This is a genomic window from Caulobacter sp. GW821-FHT09A05, from assembly GCF_059418465.1.
The window spans coordinates 300,573-316,611 of the sequence record NZ_JBWKPX010000005.1 but is presented as its reverse complement, the minus strand read 5'-3'; the positions used below and the strand labels follow the sequence as shown (position 1 = coordinate 316,611).

Below are 16,039 nucleotides of genomic sequence, written 5' to 3'. Positions count from 1 at the left end.
GCGGGGGCCGGAGCGGCGGCGGCGGTCGCGGCCGGCGCGGGCGAGGTCTTGGACTTCACCCAGGCGTCGAAATCAGCCTGGCTGACGACGTGGATCTCGATGGGCATGTTCGAGTGGTCGACGCCGCAGAGCTCCGAGCACTGGCCGTAATAGACGCCGATCTTGTCGGCCTTGAACCAGGTTTCGTTCAGGCGGCCCGGGATGGCGTCGGTCTTCAGGCCGAAGGCCGGCAGGGCGAAGGCGTGGATCACGTCGGCGCCGGTGACCTGCACGCGGATCACCTGGTTGACCGGCACCACCATCGGCTTGTCGGCGGCCAGCAGGTAGGGCACGCCCTTGGCGTCGGCCTCTTCCTTTTTCAGCGGCACCGAGGTGATCTCGCCGATCTTCTGGTCGGGATATTCGTAGCCCCAGTACCACTGGTAGCCGGTGGCCTTCACCGTCAGGTACGGCTTGGGCATGTCGTTGTAGGCGAACAGCAGCCGGAACGAGAAGATGGCGATGACCATCAGGATCAGCACCGGGCCGATCGTCCAGATGATCTCGACCGTGGTGTTGTGGCTGAACTTGGCCGGGACCGGGTTGGCCTTGGCGTTGTAGCGGATGACGATCCAGATCAGCAGGCCCAGCACCAGCAGGGTGATGGCCGTGATGATCGGCATCAGGATGTGGTTGTGGAAATCGGTCGCCTGGTACTTCAGCGGCGAGGCCGACTGCTGCAGGTCGATCGCGCCGGGCGTGGGCTGCCCCAGAAGCTCGTTGCTCTTGGCGAGGGCCTCCCCCGCGAAGAAGCCCATAAGGGCCATCGTCGTGGCGGCGACGGCGGCTACGCCCGTCAACTTCCGCCGCATCCCCTGAATTTGCGCCTTCATATCCCTCACGGCCCGTTTCGGCGGCGATTTGGCGTCGCGATCAACCCCACGCCGCGCCGACATGCACAATACGACCAGCGACACGGGACTTAGGCAATCGACTTCGTCAGGCGACGTGGAATCGAAGGCCGGCCCCGGCGTCTCTGGCCGGTCGCTGGCGTGCATACGCGCTCCAATCCCTGTTGCCAAGCGCCAGAGGCGTTCGCCCAACGCCTTGCGCGGGACCGAGGCGCCCCACCTGCGAACCGCTCTCAACAACCGCCATTTCGGCACGTCCGGGCTACGTACCATTACTAACATGTAATGACAGCTACCTTGCATTGGACACTACCTTGCGTCACAAGGGTGCTCAGCAACGGGCCAGGCTCGGAGACCGCAACGCCGTGACAGAAGCCATTGAAGTTCAACTGAAGAAGGGCGTGCTGGCGCTGTGCGTGCTGGCCCTGCTGTCGAAGGCCGACAGCTACGCCTACGAAATCGCCAGCAAGCTCGCCAAGGACATCGATATGGGGGAAGGGACGATCTACCCGCTCATGCGCCGCATGCAGTCGGACGGCCAGGTCGAGACCTATCTGGTGGAATCCCAGAGCGGTCCGCCGCGCAAGTACTACCGCCTGACCGAGGCCGGTCGGGCCAGCTTCACGGCCCAGAAGGCCGAATGGGCGGCCTTCACCTCGGCCGTCGAAAACATCCTGGGAGCCGCCGCATGACGCGCGCCGAATTCCTCACCCGCCTCAAGCGCGGGCTGGCCGGCATGCCCGCCGCCCAGATCGCCGACATCGTCGCCGACTACGAAGCCCACTTCAACGACGCCCAGGAGGCCGGACGCAGCGAGAGCGAAGTGGCCGCCGCCCTGGGCGAGCCCGAGCGCCTGGCCCGCGAGCAGCGCGCCGAGCAGGGCGTCCGGCGCTGGGAGGAGACCAAGAACCCCTCGGCCGCCGCCGGCGCGATCTTCGCCGTCGTGGGCCTGGGCGCGATCGACATCATCTTCCTGCTGCCCCTGCTGATGGGCGTGCTGGGGACGCTGTTCGCCTTCTTCATGGCCGCCATCGGCATCTTCGTGGCCGGCGGCGTGGTGACCACCGTGGGTCCGTTCGCCGGACCGCCCGGCGGCCCCGCCGTGGCCTTCCTGCTGGGCATCGGCCTGATGGCCGGCGCCACCGCCCTGGCCGCCGTCACCACCCTGCTGACCATCGGCCTGGTCAACGGCCTGATCTGGTTCGGCCGCCTCCACTACCGGCTGCTGAAGCCGGCCATCGAAACCCAGGTCTGAGGGGACCGCCATGATCCGCAACCTGACCATCGTCGCCGTCGCCACCTTCGTGCTCTGCGTCGGCTGCTTCGCGGGCGCCTTCGCGCTCGGCGGCCGCGACATCGTCAAGCACGGCTGGAGCTTCCCGGCCGACTGGAACATCGAGGTCAACGACGACAACGACCATATCCACATCGGGCCCGGCTCGTCCGTCGCCGACAACGGCGAGACCACCACCCGGCAGATCGCCTGGAGCGGCTCGGACACCCTGCAGATCGACGTGCCCGCCGAGGTGATCTTCACCCAGGCCGCCCCCGGGGCCGAGACCAGCGTCAAGATCGTCGGGCCCCAGCGCCTGGTCGACCGGGTGGCCCTGGAGAACGGCCGCCTGACCCTGCGCGACGGCGACGGCGACGGCGTGGTCTCGATCCGCGGCCACGGCCATGGCGTTCACATCAGCCACGACGGCGACCAGCTGTCGGTCGAGATCGTCGCTCCGGGCGTGCGCGCCTTCACCCTGAACGGCAGCGGCGACCTCTATCTGAAGGCCTATGACCAGCCCGACCTCGTGCTGGAGATCAACGGCAGCGGCCAGGTCGACGCCCAGGGCAAGACCCGGAAGGTCGACCTGAAGGTCTCCGGCTCGGGCGAGGCCGACCTGCGCGGCCTCGACACCGGCGACGCCAAGGTCGCCCTGGCCGGCAGCGGCGAGGCCCACCTGGCCCCGCACGGCGCGGCCGAGGTCGATGTGGCCGGCAGCGGCGACGTCTACCTGACCAGCAAGCCGACCGTGCTGAGCTCCAACGTCGCCGGCTCGGGGGAGGTGCACCAGGACTGGTAGGCTCGGCGGGCGGTTTCTCCTCCCCTGCGTAGCGGGGGAGGAGAAGACGGCGTCGAATCGTCGCCGGGTGATGACGAGGGCGGACGAAACGCTTACCTGTAGGCCCATGACCGCTCCCCTCACCGCCCCCTCCCTGCTGGCCTCGGCCAATGTCGACCCCGAGCGCGCCCGCGCCATCCTCGGCGAGGCCCTGGCCGGCGCCGACGACGGCGAGCTGTTCGTCGAACGGTCCGAAAGCGAGTCCTTCGTGTTCGACGACGGCCGGCTGAAGAGCGCCTCCTACGATTCGGGCGAGGGCTTCGGCCTGCGCGTCGTGGCCGGCGAAACCGCCGGCTACGCCCATTCCGCCGAAATCTCGGAAGCCGCCATCGGCCGCGCCGCCGATTCGGCCCGGCTGGCCCGCCGCGGCTATGCCGGGGTCAGCGCCGAGGCCCCGCGCGCCACCAACGAAAGGCTCTATGGCGAGGACGACCCGGTCTCGTCGCCCGCCTTCTCCGACAAGGTCGCCCTGCTCCAGGAGATCGACGCCTTCGCCCGCTCGCGCGACCCGCGCGTCGTCCAGGTGATGGCCTCGATGGCCGGCGAGCGCCGAGTCGTCGAGATCCTGCGCGCCGACGGCCGCCTGCTGCGCGACGTCCGCCCGCTGGTGCGGGTCAATGTCCAGGTCACGGTCGAGAAGGACGGCCGGCGCGAGTCCGGCACGGCCGGGGCCGGCGGCCGCGCGGGCTTTTCCGCCTGGATCAGCCCCGACAGGTGGCGGGCCCAGGTCGACGAGGCCCTGCGCATGGCCCTGGTCAATCTCGACGCCGTGGCCTGCCCGGCCGGCGAGATGGACGTGGTGCTGGGTCCCGGCTGGAACGGCGTGCTGCTGCACGAGGCCGTCGGCCATGGCCTGGAGGGCGACTTCAACCGCAAGGGCATCAGCGCCTTCTCGGGCCGCATCGGCGAGCGGGTGGCGGCCAAGGGCGTGACCGTGTTCGACGACGGGGCGATCCCCGGCCGCCGCGGCTCGCTGACCATCGACGACGAGGGCACGCCGACCGAGCGCACCGTGCTGATCGAGGACGGCGTCCTGGTCGGCTACATGCACGACCGGATGAGCGCCCGGCTGATGGGTATGGCCGCCACCGGCAACGGCCGCCGCCAGTCCTACGCCCACATGCCCATGCCGCGCATGACCAACACCGGCATGCTGGCCGGAAACGACGACCCGGCCGAGATGATCGCCTCGATGAAGCGCGGCCTCTACTGCGCCAATTTCGGCGGCGGCCAGGTCGACATCACCAACGGCAAGTTCGTCTTCCAGTGCACCGAGGCCTATCTGGTCGAGGACGGCAGGATCACCGCCCCGGTCAAGGGCGCCACCCTGATCGGCGACGGCCCCAGCGCCCTGACCAAGGTGACGATGATCGGCCACGACTTCGACTTCGACCCGGGCATCGGCGTCTGCGGCAAGTCGGGCCAGGGCGTGCCGGTGGGCGTGGGCCAACCCTCGCTGAAGATCACCGGCCTGACCGTGGGCGGCACGGCGGTCTAGCACGGCTGGCCTGGAAGGCCGGCTCGGGAGGCCTGGCGATGGCGGCGGAGGACGATCTTGGTCGCGCCATCCGGCTCGTGGCGGCGCTGAACCTGGCCTATTTCGGCGTGGAGTTCGCCGTCGCGCTGCATATCGGCTCGGTCTCGCTGCTGGCCGACAGCGTCGACTTCCTCGAGGACGCGGCCGTCAACTTCCTGATCTTCGCCGCCCTGGGCTGGAGCGCCAGGCGACGGGCCCAGGTCGGCATGGCGTTGGCCGGCGTCCTGCTGGCGCCGGCCCTGGCCTTCCTCTGGGCCCTGTGGCGCAAGTACGACGATCCGGTCCCGCCCGAGGCCCTGCGCCTGACCCTGACCGGCGCCGGCGCCCTGGCCGTCAACCTCTATTGCGCCTTCACCCTGGCGCGGTTCCGGCATCATTCGGGCAGCCTGACCAAGGCGGCGTTCCTCTCGGCCCGCAACGACGCCCTGGCCAATGTCGCGATCATCGCCGCCGGCGCCGCCACGCTGTTCACCCGCTCGCCCTGGCCCGATGTGGTGGTCGGCCTGGCCATCGCCGGCATGAACATCGACGCCGCCAAGGCGGTCTGGACGGCGGCCCGCGGCGAGCACCGGGCGGCGCGAAACCAGCCGGCACCCTAGGCTCTGCGGACAGTTGACGGTCTTGGGCCGAATTCCTCGTCCTTCGACAAGCTCAGGATGAGGAATTCTACTGAACCGCCTTACCAGTAGCCCTCATCCTGAGCCTGTCGAAGGACGAGGGCGCCGCCTCGGCGCCAAACGCCTGGCGGTCCACAGAACCTAGGCCAAGACATTGTCCTGAAAAGGAAAAGCGTCACCATCAAAGGTGATCGGCGGCAACATTTCACAAATGTAACCTACCTTTCGGTTTTGTAACTAGGCCTGGCGTCTCCGCACGCACAGGGTCGCGGCCAAGCAAAGCGGGGGCGCTTTGGGGGGTTCCGCGTCATGAGTCTGGCTTCCGTCGTCTTCGCCTTGGGCCTGGCCGCGCCCGAGGCCCAGGCCGCCGCCTCCCCGGCCGCGCCCCTTCAGGTCGCCGCGCCGGTCGCCGAGGCCCAGCGCGGGGTGACGGCCTATCCGCCCGAATTCTTCGCCGAGCAGCGTCCCAGCACCGCCCTGGACATGATCGCCCGCCTGCCCGGCTTCCGCCTGGACGGCGGCGACGAGGCCCGCGGCTTCGCCGGCACGGCCGGCAACGTGCTGGTCAACGGCGAGCGCCCCACCACCAAGAGCGAGAACCTCGAGGATATCCTCAAGCGCATCTCGGCCTCGGCGGTCGAGCGCGTGGAGCTGATCCGCGGCGGCGCTCCGGGCATCGACATGCAGGGCCAGACGATCCTGGCCAATGTGGTGATCAAGTCGACGGTGCAGGTCGAGAAGGTCGCCAACATCCAGACCTATCTCTATCCCGACGGCCTGTTCGGCCCGCTGCTGGAGTTCCAGGCCTCGCGCCGCGACGGGATCAACGAGATCGAGGGCTCGCTGAAGGCCACCGTCGACCGCACCGACCAGACCTTCGACGGCGGCGCGCGGGTGACCAGCTTCCCCGACGGCCGCCCGACGGTCCGCGAAGCCGTCAAGGGCTACGACCAGATCCAGAACTATGCGGCGCGCGGCGCGATCCAGCGGGCGGCGCCGGGCGGCAAGATCCGGGTCAACGGCAAGATCGAGTACTTCTCGTTCGATCGCGACGTCGTCTACACCCGCTACCAGCCCGACCCGGGTCGCCAAGACAGCGGCGAGACCAGCGAGGAATGGACCGGCGAGTTCGGCGCCCGCTACGACGCCAGGCTGGGGCCGCGCACCGACCTGCAGCTGGTGTTCCTGCAGAACCTGGGCGACGAGACCTACGGCTCGACCCTGGTCCTGCCCGGCCGCGCCGAGGTCTATCGCGAGCGCGACAAGACCGGCGAGAGCATCCTGCGCGGCGAGGTCCAGCACCGCCGCTCCCAGGCCCTGTCGCTGGAGGGCAGCATCGAGGGGGCCTACAACTTCCTGGACGGCGACATCCGCTACGGCGTCAACGGCGCGCCGGTCGACATCGGTCCGCCGCACGTGAAGGTCGAGGAGCTGCGCGGCGAGGCGGCCGGCAAGGCCGTCTGGCGCGCCAATCCGAAACTGACGATCGAGGCCGGGGCGCGGATGGAGGTCTCGCGCATCACCCAGAGCGGCGGCGTGGACGCGGAGCGCAGCTTCTTCTACCCCAAGCCCCGGGTGCTGGCGACCTGGAGCCCCAACAGCGTCGACCAGTTGCGCGTGCGGGTCGAGCGCGAGGTCGGGCAGCTGGACTTCGGCGACTTCATCGCCTCGGCCGACCTGACGGCCGGCAGCCAGGACGGCGCGGACGTCAATCTGGAGCCCCAGCGCTCGTGGATCGGCGAAGTCGCCTGGGAGCGACGGTTCTGGGGCGCGGGCTCGATCTCGACCACCCTGACCCACGCCGAGATCTCCGACGTCGTCGACTACAAACCCCTGGAAGGCGGCGGCGACGCGCCCAGCAACATCGGCTCGGGCCGCTCCGACCAGTTCGTGATCGCCCTGACTTTGCCGACCCAAAGGCTGGGGATTTCCGGCGGCCAGGTGAAGGCCCGCCTCAGCTGGTTCGACAGCGAGGTCACCGACCCGGTCACCTTCGACAAGCGCCGCATCACCAACGCCAAGCCCTTCGTCTGCAATCTCAGCTTCACGCGCGACATGCCCGGCGGCAAGTGGAGCTGGGGGGCCTCGACCGGTTGCCCGAACGAGTACAGCCGCTTCCGTCTGGCCGAGGTGCGCACCCAGCGCTTCGAGCAGTATCTGGAGGGCTTCGTCGAGTGGAAGCCCAGCGGCGACCTGACGGTGCGCACCACCCTGTCCAACTGGAGCTCGCGCAACGTCACGCGCGAGCGGGTGATCTACAAGGGCTCGCGCGCCGACAACGTCGTCGACCGGATCGAGTACCGCTCGCTGCCGTTCGAGCCCTACCTGTTCGTCCAGGTGCGCAAGCAGCTGGGCTAGCAAGCGGAGCCACAATTATGCCCTCAGGTAGAGCTGACTTGATCTGATCGCCCTGGGGGAGCTTCCATGAGATACGGCCGCATCGCGTTCTTCACCCTGGGATGGCTGGCGCTGACGGCGGCGACCCAACCACCGTTGCTGAAGAATGGCGATTTCGAGCAGGGGGAGGCCGGCCACACCCCGCCGGATTGGAATCTTCCGGCGAGCTTGAGCGCGGCGGGCTATCGAGTCGCGTTACGTTCGGACCAGCCCCACGACGGCCAAGCCTCCGCGCGGCTCTGGCGCGAGGCGGCTGGCCCGGCCGGACCCGGCGTCTTCGGATCGCTGTCCCAGCACCCGGACATCACCGTCCTGCGCGGCCATCGCTTCCGCTACAGCGCGTCGGTGCGGGTCGAACCCGGAAGTGGACCAGTCGGGCTTTGGGCGCGGGTCGACGGCGCCGACGGCAAGCCGGCCTTCTTTGACAACATGATGGCGCGCCCGATCCGGAGCGGCGACTGGAGCATCAACGTCATCGAGGGCTATGTCCCGCCCGACGCCAAGGGCCTGCTGGTCGGACTGCTGCTGAACGGCGACGGCGCGGCTTGGATCGACTCGGCGAAACTCGAAGACCTCGGCGCCGTCGATCCCGCCCCGGCGGGCGAAGCCAAGGCCTATCTCGATCGCGCCCTCGACCTGCTCCAGGCCCGGCACATCAACACCGCCAAGGCCGATTGGCCTCGACTGAGGGCGGAGGCCTATTCGAAGGCGGCCGGCGCCTCGACTCCCCGCGAAACCTACGGCGCCATCCGAGCGACGATCGTCGCGCTGGGCGAGCGGCACACCTTCCTGGCCGCCCCAACGCCGCCAAGGCCGTCCAGCGCCGCGCCGCCTAGCCACGCCCTGCCCGTCGGCCGCATGTCCGGGCACGTGGCCAACCTCGCGCTGCCCGGCCTGCATCGCGACCTCACCGATCCCAGCGACACCGGCGCGCCCTACCGGGAAGCGATCCGGGCGTTCCTGAAGACCGCGGACGCCGGCGGCGTCTGCGGCTGGGTGATCGACCTTCGCAAACACACGGGCGGCGACATGTGGCCCGGCATGCGGGGCCTGGCGCCCCTGCTCGGCCCCGGCTCGCATGGGGCGTTCGTCGACGCCGAGGGCGCCAAGCCCTGGCCGGCGGGCGCGGCCATGTCGCAGGAGGTCCTGAGGAAGCCCGATGCGCCCGTGGCCGTGCTGCTGGGACCGAAGACCGGAAGCTCCGGCGAAATGACGGCCATCGCCTTCGCCGGCCGCCCCGCGACGCGGTCCTTCGGCCAACCGACGGCGGGGTTCACGACCGCCAACGGTCCGGTGGTGCTGTCCGACGGCGCGGTCCTGGTCCTGACCACCGCCCGGGTCGAGGATCGCCTGGGACGGCGCTACGACGGTCCGATGACGCCCGACGAGACGACAACGCCAGATGCGACGGAGGCGGCGGCGCTGACCTGGCTGGGCAGGCAGGGCTGCGAGACGCGCTGAGCCCTACTTGTTGACGATCTTGATGATCCGCTTGGACGACGGCCGGCCCGACAGGCCCTTGCCCGGGGCGTAGGTCACCGTCAGGTCGCCGCCCTTCAGGGCCGCGCCGGGCTTGTGGCCCTCGGCCAGCAGCACGCGGGTCACGCGGGTCAGCAGGTTGCGGTCGCCGTCGCGGGCCATGCGCTCGAAGGCCTCGGCGGTGACGGTGGCGGTGTCGGCGACCAGGACCGAGGTGGCGGGGGTGGCGTCGTCGACGGTCTCGAACGACACGCGGTGCTGGGCCGCGCGGCTGGCGCGGGCGCTGGCCTGGACCAGGCGCTGGAACAGGGCGTTGACCGAGATGAACGGCGGCGGCTGGATCGAACTGGCCCGGCCCGTCAGGGCGGCGGCGTCGCCGCCCGGCCGCTCGCGGGTGAACAGGGTCATGCCGCCCAGCTTGCTGGCCCGCAGCACCGGCTCGCCCAGCTCGTTCTTGTAGATGGTGTCGCCGCGCGGCGCCGGCTGGGACGACAGCACCCAGACCTCGGAGCTGTTCTCGAACTTCATCAGCGGCTGGGGCGCGGCCCGGTCCAGGATGAAGGCGTCGCCGGTCTCGGCGACGTAGCGGGCGATGGGCGGCGCCGGCGCCTTGCGCGCCTCGGCGCGGGCGCCGAGGAAGGCGTCGCGCAGGCTGGACTGGGCGTCCGCCGCGCCGGCCGTGGCCGCGAAGACGAACGCCAGCAACATCGCCCGGCGCCCTGGCCCCGTCATCACAGCCAATTGACTCTTCATACCCAGGGTCATGCCTGGGGACTGGGGCGAATCTTGGACGCCGAAGACCTTGTTACCGCCACGCAATTTCCCGGAGGACGTCATGAAATGCTTGGAAAGATTACCCCGCCGAGCGGAATCTTCGAACCGGCGGGGAGTCTTCGTCAAGTCGTCATGTCTTTTTGCGGCGACCTGTGGCCTTTAAGTCGCCCTCTCGCGTCCAGGCTCCGTTGCAGCCCACCCGCCGTTGTCATCGCGGCCGTGACGCAGCGGAAGGCCGGGCCTCAGGTGAACCGCACCGCTTCCGCCCAGTCCCCTGGGTCCCGGACAGCCTCTGCGAGGCTTCCGGGATGACAACCAGGATCGTTTAACCCGCCCTAGGCGGCCATGTACTGGCCGCCGTTGAGGGTCAGGGTGGCGCCGGTCACGAAGCCCGCCCGCTCGCCGGCCAGGAACGCGACCATGTCGGCGATCTCCTCGCCCTTGCCCAGGCGGCCGACGGGGATGCCGGCGATGATGCCCGCCAGGACGTTCTCGGGCACGGCCGCGACCATCTCGGTGTCGATATAGCCCGGGCAGATCACGTTGACCGTCACGCCCTTCTTGGCGTTCTCCAGGGCCAGGGCCTTGGTGAAGCCGATCAGCCCGGCCTTGGCGGCCGAATAGTTGGTCTGGCCCATCTGGCCCTTCTGGCCGTTGATCGAGCTGATGTTGATGATCCGGCCCCAGCCGCGCTCGCGCATGCCCTCGATGACCGGGCGGGTCATGTTGAAGGCCGAGTCCATGTTCACGCGGATGACCTCGGACCACTGCTCGTAGGTCATCTTGTGCAGCATGCCGTCGCGGGTGATGCCGGCGTTGTTGACCAGCACCTCGACCGGGCCCAGCTCGGCCTCGACCGTCTTCACGGCGGCGGCGCAGTCGTCGAACGAGCCGACATTGCCCTTGACCACCATGACGCCCAGGGTCTTGGCGCAGGCCGCGGCGGCTTCCTCGTTGCCGGAATAGCCGGCCGCCACCTTCATGCCATCGGCGACAAGCCGCTCGCAGATCGCCCGACCGATGCCCCGGGTGCCGCCGGTCACGAACGCTACTCTCGCCATGATGTTCTCCCGTTGAAGTTTCTTATCGTTGCACGCGAGCGCCACGGGGGAACAAGCCCCCATGGCGCCCGTCATGAAGATTTCGCCGAACGCCCAATCAAAACAACCGTCGGACCATCTTCCGAAACGGTCGTCAGACCGCCTCGACGCACATGGCCACGCCCATGCCGCCGCCGATGCACAACGTGGCCAAGCCCTTCTTGGCTCCGGAGCGCTTCATCTCGTGGACCAGGGTGGTCAGGATGCGCGCGCCCGATGCGCCGATCGGGTGGCCGATGGCGATGGCGCCGCCGTTGACATTGACCTTGGCCGGATCCAGGCCCAGCTCGCCGACCACGCAGAGGGCCTGGGCGGCGAAGGCCTCGTTGCTCTCGACCAGGTCCAGGTCCGAGGCCTTCCAGCCGGCCTTTTCCAGGGCCTTCTTCGAGGCGGGGATCGGGCCGGTGCCCATGATCTCGGGCTCGACGCCGGCGTTGGCCCACGAGGCGATCCGGACCAGGGGCGTCAGGCCGCGCTTCTTGGCCTCGTCGGCGCTCATCAGCACCAGGGCGGCGGCGCCGTCGTTGAGGCCCGAGGCGTTGGCGGCGGTGACAGTGCCGTCCTTGGTGAAGGCGGGCTTCAGGCCCGAGATGCCCTCATAGGTCACGCCGTGGCGGATGAACTCGTCCTTGTCGACCACCGTGTCGCCCTTGCGGCCCTTGATGGTGACCGGCGCGATCTCGGCGTCGAACTTGCCGGCCTTCTGGGCGGCCTCGGCCTTGTTCTGGCTGGCGACGGCGAAGCGGTCCTGGGCCTCGCGGGTGATCTGCCAGCGGGCGGCGATGTTCTCGGCGGTCTGGCCCATGTGGTAGCCGTGGAAGGCGTCCCAAAGGCCGTCCTTGATCATGGTGTCGATCAACGACAGGTCGCCCATCTTCTGGCCGTTGCGCAGGGCCTGGGCGTGCGGGGCCTGGCTCATGCTCTCCTGGCCGCCCACCACCACGATCCCGGCGTCGCCGGCGGCGATCTGCTGGGCGCCCAGGGCCACGGCCCGCAGGCCCGAGCCGCACAGCTGGTTCAGGCTCCAGGCCGGGCTGGCGACCGGGATGCCGGCGTTGACCGAGGCCTGGCGGGCCGGACCCTGGCCGGCGGCCGCCTGCAGCACCTGGCCCAGGATCACCTCGTCGACGTCGGCCGGCGTGATGCCGGCGCGCTCGACGGCGGCCTGGATGGCCAGCTTGCCCAGCTCGTGGGCCGGCAGGCTGGACAAGGCGCCGAGGAAAGATCCGACCGGCGTGCGGGCGGCGGAAACGATGACGATGTCGCTCATGGCGAGGCAGCTCCCGAGACGTGTTCCGGGCGCTCCTCGCGGACGCGGCGCCCATGATTTTGCAGTGCAATATCACCTTGCATAAAGCTGCAGGGTTCGTCACGCGCACATTTTCACGGGATGTTGCAACTTCCAAGCGCCGCCGGCACTGGCGTCATGCCTTTGCATTCGCGATAGTGCGATGCGAAAAGGCGGAAATAACGCTGTCCTAGGGAATGAAATGTCCGAGAACACCGAAAACGGCGAAACGCCCTCGGCCAAGGCCGGAGAAAAGGGCCCGGGCCAGAAGGTCGTCATCAAGAAGTACGCCAACCGTCGCCTCTACAACACCGCGTCTTCTTCCTACGTCACCCTCGATCACCTGTCGGACATGGTGAAGGAGGGGGTCGACTTCGTGGTCTACGACGCCAAGACCAATGACGACATCACCCGCTCGGTGCTGACCCAGATCATCTTCGAGGAAGAGAACCGCGGCGGCGGCCAGAACCTGCTGCCGATCCAGTTCCTCCGCCAGTTGATCGGCTTCTACGGCAACTCCATGCAGGCCTTCCTGCCCAGCTACCTGGAGATGTCGCTGGAGAGCTTCACCAAGCAGCAGGAGCGCATGCGCACCCAGCTGGCGGGCCTGGCCCCGGGCGTGGCCGGGGCCAAGGGCATGCCGGGCCTGGGCGTCTACGAGGAGCAGATCCGCCAGAACATGGCGCTGTTCGACCGGGCCATGAAGATGTTCTCGCCGTTCGCCTACACGCGGCCCGAGGACGCCCCCGCCACCCCGGCCCCGGCCGAACCGGCTCCGCCCGCCGCGCCCGCCCCGCAGCCCAGCGAGGACTCCCTGGCCGACCTCAAGCGCCAGCTGGAAGCCATGCAGCAGCAGATCGAGAAGCTGGCGACCAAGCCGTAGGATCGTGCGTCGTTCGAGGCTCGGCTACGCCTCGCACCTCAGGATGAGGGGCTCAACAGACTTCCTCATCCTGAGGCGCCCGCGCAGCGGGCCTCGCAGGACGCACGGAGCCCTCCATGATCCCTTAACCACGCCGGCTGACCCGTCCTTAACCGTCGTCGGCCACAACTCTTCACCATGAACGGCCCGATCGATCCCATCCGGCGCGCCGCGCCCGCGCGCCGGGCGCTGCCCGCGCCCCGCGATCCCGACCGCCCCGAGGCGGACGGCGAGGAAGACGTGACCTTCGTGCGCGACGAACAGCCGGCCGCCCCGCCGCCGCCCCGCCGCGGCGCCTTCGCGGCCTTCGCCGCCCACCTGATGGGCCAGAGCGGCCAGAAGCGCGGCCTGCGCGGTGGGCAGGAAGTGCTCGACGCGGCGCGTTCGACCTATCTCGGCACGGAATATTCCGGCCCGGCCGACCGCCGGCCCAAGACGGGCCTGATCAAGAAGACCGAGATCTAGGCTTTCAGGCGGGCCAGTTCCGCCTCGAGCGCGGCCACCCGCGCCTCCAGCGTCGCCACCCTCGCCTCCAGGGACGGCGCCTCGCCCGGCGCCGCCACGGCGTGGGCGCCGATCCCCGCCCGCCGCGCGGCCTCGGCCAGCGGAACCCCCAGAAGCTCGGCGAAGGCGGCGATCTGGGCGGCGGTCAGCTCGCGCTGGTCCTTGTAGGCCAGGGCCAGCTCCTCGCCGGTCATGCCGGCCACGGCGGCCAGGACCGTCCGCGACAGTCCCCGCTCGGCCAGCCGCGCATCGTACCAGAGCTGGTCGAAGAACAACGCCATGGGCCAGAGGCTAGCCCAGGAGGCGGCGTTGGCGCCAGTCTTGCTTGGCGCGAGGCGGATCCAGACCTCGAGACCCCTTCATGCTGCTGACCGCCGTGACCCGCTTCTTCGACATCGCCGTCGTGACCCTGATCTTCACGGCGCTGACCTAAACAGGCTTTCCCTCTCCCCTTGCGGGAGAGGGTGGTCCGCCTAGCGGGTCGGGTGAGGGGTCGATGACGGGTTCAGGCGCGCACGGCGGAGAGTTTTGAGAGACCCCTCATCCGTCGGCTTCGCCGACACCTTCTCCCGCAAGGGGAGAAGGATCCCTACGCGCTTTCCAGCAGCATCATCGTCCCCTGGCCGCCGTCGGCGCAGATGCTGACGACCGCCTTCTCGCCCTTGGGCCGGGTGGCCAGCTCCTTGACCGCCTGGCTGAGGATCCGCGCCCCGGTGGCGCCGAACGGATGGCCGACCGCCAGGCTGCCGCCGGTGGGGTTCATCCGCTCGCGCGGGAACTTGCCCAGGTCGGCCTCGACCCCCGCCTTGGTCTTGCGGAAGGCCTCGTCCTCCCAGGCGGCGATGTGCGACAGCACCTGGGCGGCGAAGGCCTCGTGGATCTCCCACAGGCCGACATCGGCGTATCTCAGCCCGTTGCGGGCCAGCAGGCGCGGCACGCCATAGGCCGGGGCCATCAGCAGGCCCTCGTGGCGCAGGTCGATCGAGGTGACCTCGTAGTCGACCACCTTGACGCGCGGCGTGGTCGCGGGCAGGCGGGCCAGCCCCGCCTCGGACGCCACCCAGATCGCCGCCGCCCCGTCGGTCAGGGGCGAGGAATTGCCGGCCGTCAGCGTGCCCTGGCCGCTGGTCTTGTCGAAGGCCGGCGCCAGCTTGGCCAGCTTTTCCAGCGTCGAATCCTTGCGGGGAATGGTGTCGCGCCTCACCTCGCCGACCGGGATCACCAGGTCGTCGAAGAAGCCGGCCTCCCAGGCCGCCACCGCGTGCTGGTGGCTCTCGAAGGCGATCTGGTCCTGGTCGGCCCGCGACAGCTTCCAGGCCTTCGCCGTGATCTCGGTGTGCTCGCCCATGGACAGGCCCGTGGTGCGGTTGGCCACCTTGGGGATCCACAGCCTCAGGTCAGAGGGTTTCAGCTTGGCCAGGTGGGCCAGCTTCTGGCCGGGGGTCCTGGCGGCCTGGAAGCCCTTGAGCCAGTCGGAAAAGGCGATGCTGGCCCCGACCTGGACCTTGCTCATGCTCTCGACCCCGCCCACCAGGGCCAGGTCGCGGCCGCGGCCGTCGATCATGCCGGCCGCCTCGATCACCCCGATCATGCTGGTCGAGCAGGCCATGATCGTCGAGAAGGCCGGGATGGTCGGGTCGGCCCCGGCGTCCAGCAGCACCTCGCGGACGATGTTGCTCCAGGTCAGGTTGGGGTCACCGTGCCCCAGACCGCGAAGTCGGGGCGGGCTCCCCCTTCTTTTTGCGAGAGTTGGGCCAGCATCGCCTGGACCACGGGCACCGACAGGGCGATGGCGTCATGGGCCTTCAGCGGCCCGTCGGCCTTGGCGAACGGCGTGCGAAGGCCGGCCGCCAGCCAGATGTCGGGTTTGGACGCCATGATCGTGGTCCCTCGGGGAAAGCCAGGATGTCAGCATCGGCGGGCGTCGCCGCAAGGTCTTGTCGAATTTCGCGGCGGAGTGGCGATCCCCCCCACCGTTCTATCGCCCTAGTGGCGCGCGTCGCTGAAATCCATGTCGCGGCGGGCCGAAACGATGGTGACGATGAAGCCGGCCAGCACGTCCAGCAGCACCATCGTGGTCAGCAGGAAGAACACCGAGGTCCCGAAGGCCGGGAACAGCAGGAACTCGACCAGGCAGCCGATGAACAGCACCATCGACAGCGAGTGATTGATGATCGCGATCTTGCGGCTGGTCGTCGATTTCAGCAGCTCGACGAACAGCACCACCAGCGAGGCGGCGATCAGCAGGTCGCCCAGGCTGACGGCCCAGTCGGCCTTGGAGGTCATGTGGATGGTGAACAGCTGCTCGCCCAGGCGGTACTGGGCGGCGTTGGCGGCGAAGCCGCCCGCGAAGGTCAGGACGATCAGGTTGTAGACCAGCACCGGCAGGGCCAGCAGCGGAAACGCGGCGAACATGT

The 16,039-nt window shown here is 69.2% G+C and carries 17 protein-coding genes; 9 read left to right on the top strand and 8 right to left on the bottom strand.

What is annotated here, in order from left to right; translation table 11 throughout:
* Positions 1 to 872 (bottom strand): cytochrome c oxidase subunit II (gene coxB, locus AC07NX_RS07495; RefSeq protein WP_494640455.1); only part of this gene is annotated, 872 nt, incomplete at its 3' end.
* 383 nt (positions 873 to 1,255) lie between these two features.
* Between coxB and AC07NX_RS07490 the strand changes: the two genes are divergently transcribed.
* The 7 genes from AC07NX_RS07490 (at position 1,256) to AC07NX_RS07460 (ending at position 9,016) form a co-directional block, all read left to right on the top strand.
* The gene (locus AC07NX_RS07490) at positions 1,256 to 1,582 is read left to right on the top strand and encodes a PadR family transcriptional regulator (protein ID WP_035076757.1); all 327 of its coding nucleotides are present in this window, start codon (positions 1,256 to 1,258) and stop codon (positions 1,580 to 1,582) included.
* Positions 1,579 to 2,145: a DUF1700 domain-containing protein gene (locus tag AC07NX_RS07485; protein WP_494640453.1), complete on the top strand. Its 567-nt coding sequence runs from the start codon at positions 1,579 to 1,581 to the stop codon at positions 2,143 to 2,145. The genes AC07NX_RS07490 and AC07NX_RS07485 overlap by 4 nt, the downstream gene beginning before the upstream one ends.
* A gap of 10 nt (positions 2,146 to 2,155) precedes the next feature.
* Positions 2,156 to 2,965, top strand: a complete 810-nt coding sequence (locus AC07NX_RS07480; protein ID WP_494640451.1) for a GIN domain-containing protein — start codon at positions 2,156 to 2,158, stop codon at positions 2,963 to 2,965.
* Positions 2,966 to 3,071: 106 nt separating this feature from the next.
* Positions 3,072 to 4,502, top strand: a complete 1,431-nt coding sequence (tldD, locus tag AC07NX_RS07475; RefSeq protein ID WP_494640449.1) for a metalloprotease TldD — start codon at positions 3,072 to 3,074, stop codon at positions 4,500 to 4,502.
* A 38-nt stretch (positions 4,503 to 4,540) separates the two neighbouring features.
* Positions 4,541 to 5,140 (top strand): cation efflux transmembrane domain-containing protein, encoded by a 600-nt coding sequence (locus AC07NX_RS07470; RefSeq protein ID WP_494640447.1) that lies wholly within the window; start codon positions 4,541 to 4,543, stop codon positions 5,138 to 5,140.
* A gap of 327 nt (positions 5,141 to 5,467) precedes the next feature.
* Entirely contained in the window at positions 5,468 to 7,516 is a 2,049-nt protein-coding gene (locus tag AC07NX_RS07465; RefSeq protein WP_494640444.1) for a TonB-dependent receptor plug domain-containing protein, read from the top strand.
* Positions 7,517 to 7,582: 66 nt separating this feature from the next.
* Positions 7,583 to 9,016 (top strand): S41 family peptidase, encoded by a 1,434-nt coding sequence (locus tag AC07NX_RS07460; RefSeq protein WP_494640442.1) that lies wholly within the window; start codon positions 7,583 to 7,585, stop codon positions 9,014 to 9,016.
* A gap of 3 nt (positions 9,017 to 9,019) precedes the next feature.
* Here the strand turns inward: AC07NX_RS07460 and AC07NX_RS07455 are convergent, their stop codons facing one another.
* From AC07NX_RS07455 to AC07NX_RS07445, 3 genes are all read right to left on the bottom strand, one after another.
* On the bottom strand, positions 9,020 to 9,742 hold the full coding sequence (locus AC07NX_RS07455; RefSeq protein ID WP_494640440.1) for a DUF4908 domain-containing protein: 723 nt from the start codon (positions 9,740 to 9,742) through the stop codon (positions 9,020 to 9,022).
* Positions 9,743 to 10,143: 401 nt separating this feature from the next.
* Complete coding sequence (locus tag AC07NX_RS07450; protein WP_436032682.1) at positions 10,144 to 10,869, bottom strand: beta-ketoacyl-ACP reductase; 726 nt, start codon at positions 10,867 to 10,869, stop codon at positions 10,144 to 10,146.
* 133 nt (positions 10,870 to 11,002) lie between these two features.
* Complete coding sequence (locus AC07NX_RS07445; protein ID WP_035076735.1) at positions 11,003 to 12,178, bottom strand: acetyl-CoA C-acetyltransferase; 1,176 nt, start codon at positions 12,176 to 12,178, stop codon at positions 11,003 to 11,005.
* A gap of 220 nt (positions 12,179 to 12,398) precedes the next feature.
* Between AC07NX_RS07445 and phaR the strand changes: the two genes are divergently transcribed.
* Together phaR and AC07NX_RS07435 are read left to right on the top strand one after the other, a co-directional pair.
* Entirely contained in the window at positions 12,399 to 13,079 is a 681-nt protein-coding gene (gene phaR / locus AC07NX_RS07440; protein ID WP_494640437.1) for a polyhydroxyalkanoate synthesis repressor PhaR, read from the top strand.
* Positions 13,080 to 13,256: 177 nt separating this feature from the next.
* Positions 13,257 to 13,583, top strand: a complete 327-nt coding sequence (locus AC07NX_RS07435) for a hypothetical protein (protein ID WP_035076730.1) — start codon at positions 13,257 to 13,259, stop codon at positions 13,581 to 13,583.
* Here AC07NX_RS07435 and AC07NX_RS07430 read toward each other — a convergent pair.
* From AC07NX_RS07430 to AC07NX_RS07415, 4 genes are all read right to left on the bottom strand, one after another.
* Positions 13,580 to 13,903: a DNA-binding protein gene (locus AC07NX_RS07430; RefSeq protein ID WP_494640435.1), complete on the bottom strand. Its 324-nt coding sequence runs from the start codon at positions 13,901 to 13,903 to the stop codon at positions 13,580 to 13,582. The two genes, AC07NX_RS07435 and AC07NX_RS07430, sit on opposite strands and share 4 nt — an antisense overlap.
* A gap of 308 nt (positions 13,904 to 14,211) precedes the next feature.
* Positions 14,212 to 15,282 carry an acetyl-CoA C-acyltransferase gene (locus AC07NX_RS07425; RefSeq protein WP_494640433.1) on the bottom strand — a complete coding sequence of 357 codons (1,071 nt, stop codon included), beginning with the start codon at positions 15,280 to 15,282 and terminating at the stop codon, positions 14,212 to 14,214.
* A 23-nt stretch (positions 15,283 to 15,305) separates the two neighbouring features.
* Positions 15,306 to 15,500, bottom strand: a complete 195-nt coding sequence (locus AC07NX_RS07420; RefSeq protein ID WP_494640431.1) for a hypothetical protein — start codon at positions 15,498 to 15,500, stop codon at positions 15,306 to 15,308.
* A 108-nt stretch (positions 15,501 to 15,608) separates the two neighbouring features.
* A complete protein-coding gene (locus tag AC07NX_RS07415; RefSeq protein WP_051964641.1) occupies positions 15,609 to 16,037 on the bottom strand; it encodes a hypothetical protein in 429 nt (142 codons plus the stop codon).
* Between the last annotated feature and the right edge of the window lie 2 nt (positions 16,038 to 16,039).

Bases quoted from the DNA above. Each gene is read 5' to 3' on its own strand.
- AC07NX_RS07485 (WP_494640453.1), top strand. From the start codon at position 1,579: ATGACGCGCGCCGAATTCCTCACCCGCCTCAAGCGCGGGCTGGCCGGC.
- AC07NX_RS07480 (WP_494640451.1), top strand. From the start codon at position 2,156: ATGATCCGCAACCTGACCATCGTCGCCGTCGCCACCTTCGTGCTCTGC.
- tldD (WP_494640449.1), top strand. From the start codon at position 3,072: ATGACCGCTCCCCTCACCGCCCCCTCCCTGCTGGCCTCGGCCAATGTC.
- AC07NX_RS07470 (WP_494640447.1), top strand. From the start codon at position 4,541: ATGGCGGCGGAGGACGATCTTGGTCGCGCCATCCGGCTCGTGGCGGCG.
- AC07NX_RS07465 (WP_494640444.1), top strand. From the start codon at position 5,468: ATGAGTCTGGCTTCCGTCGTCTTCGCCTTGGGCCTGGCCGCGCCCGAG.
- AC07NX_RS07460 (WP_494640442.1), top strand. From the start codon at position 7,583: ATGAGATACGGCCGCATCGCGTTCTTCACCCTGGGATGGCTGGCGCTG.
- AC07NX_RS07455 (WP_494640440.1), bottom strand. From the start codon at position 9,742: ATGTTGCTGGCGTTCGTCTTCGCGGCCACGGCCGGCGCGGCGGACGCC.
- AC07NX_RS07450 (WP_436032682.1), bottom strand. From the start codon at position 10,869: ATGGCGAGAGTAGCGTTCGTGACCGGCGGCACCCGGGGCATCGGTCGG.
- AC07NX_RS07445 (WP_035076735.1), bottom strand. From the start codon at position 12,178: ATGAGCGACATCGTCATCGTTTCCGCCGCCCGCACGCCGGTCGGATCT.
- phaR (WP_494640437.1), top strand. From the start codon at position 12,399: ATGTCCGAGAACACCGAAAACGGCGAAACGCCCTCGGCCAAGGCCGGA.
- AC07NX_RS07435 (WP_035076730.1), top strand. From the start codon at position 13,257: ATGAACGGCCCGATCGATCCCATCCGGCGCGCCGCGCCCGCGCGCCGG.
- AC07NX_RS07430 (WP_494640435.1), bottom strand. From the start codon at position 13,903: ATGGCGTTGTTCTTCGACCAGCTCTGGTACGATGCGCGGCTGGCCGAG.
- AC07NX_RS07420 (WP_494640431.1), bottom strand. From the start codon at position 15,500: ATGGCGTCCAAACCCGACATCTGGCTGGCGGCCGGCCTTCGCACGCCG.
- AC07NX_RS07415 (WP_051964641.1), bottom strand. From the start codon at position 16,037: ATGTTCGCCGCGTTTCCGCTGCTGGCCCTGCCGGTGCTGGTCTACAAC.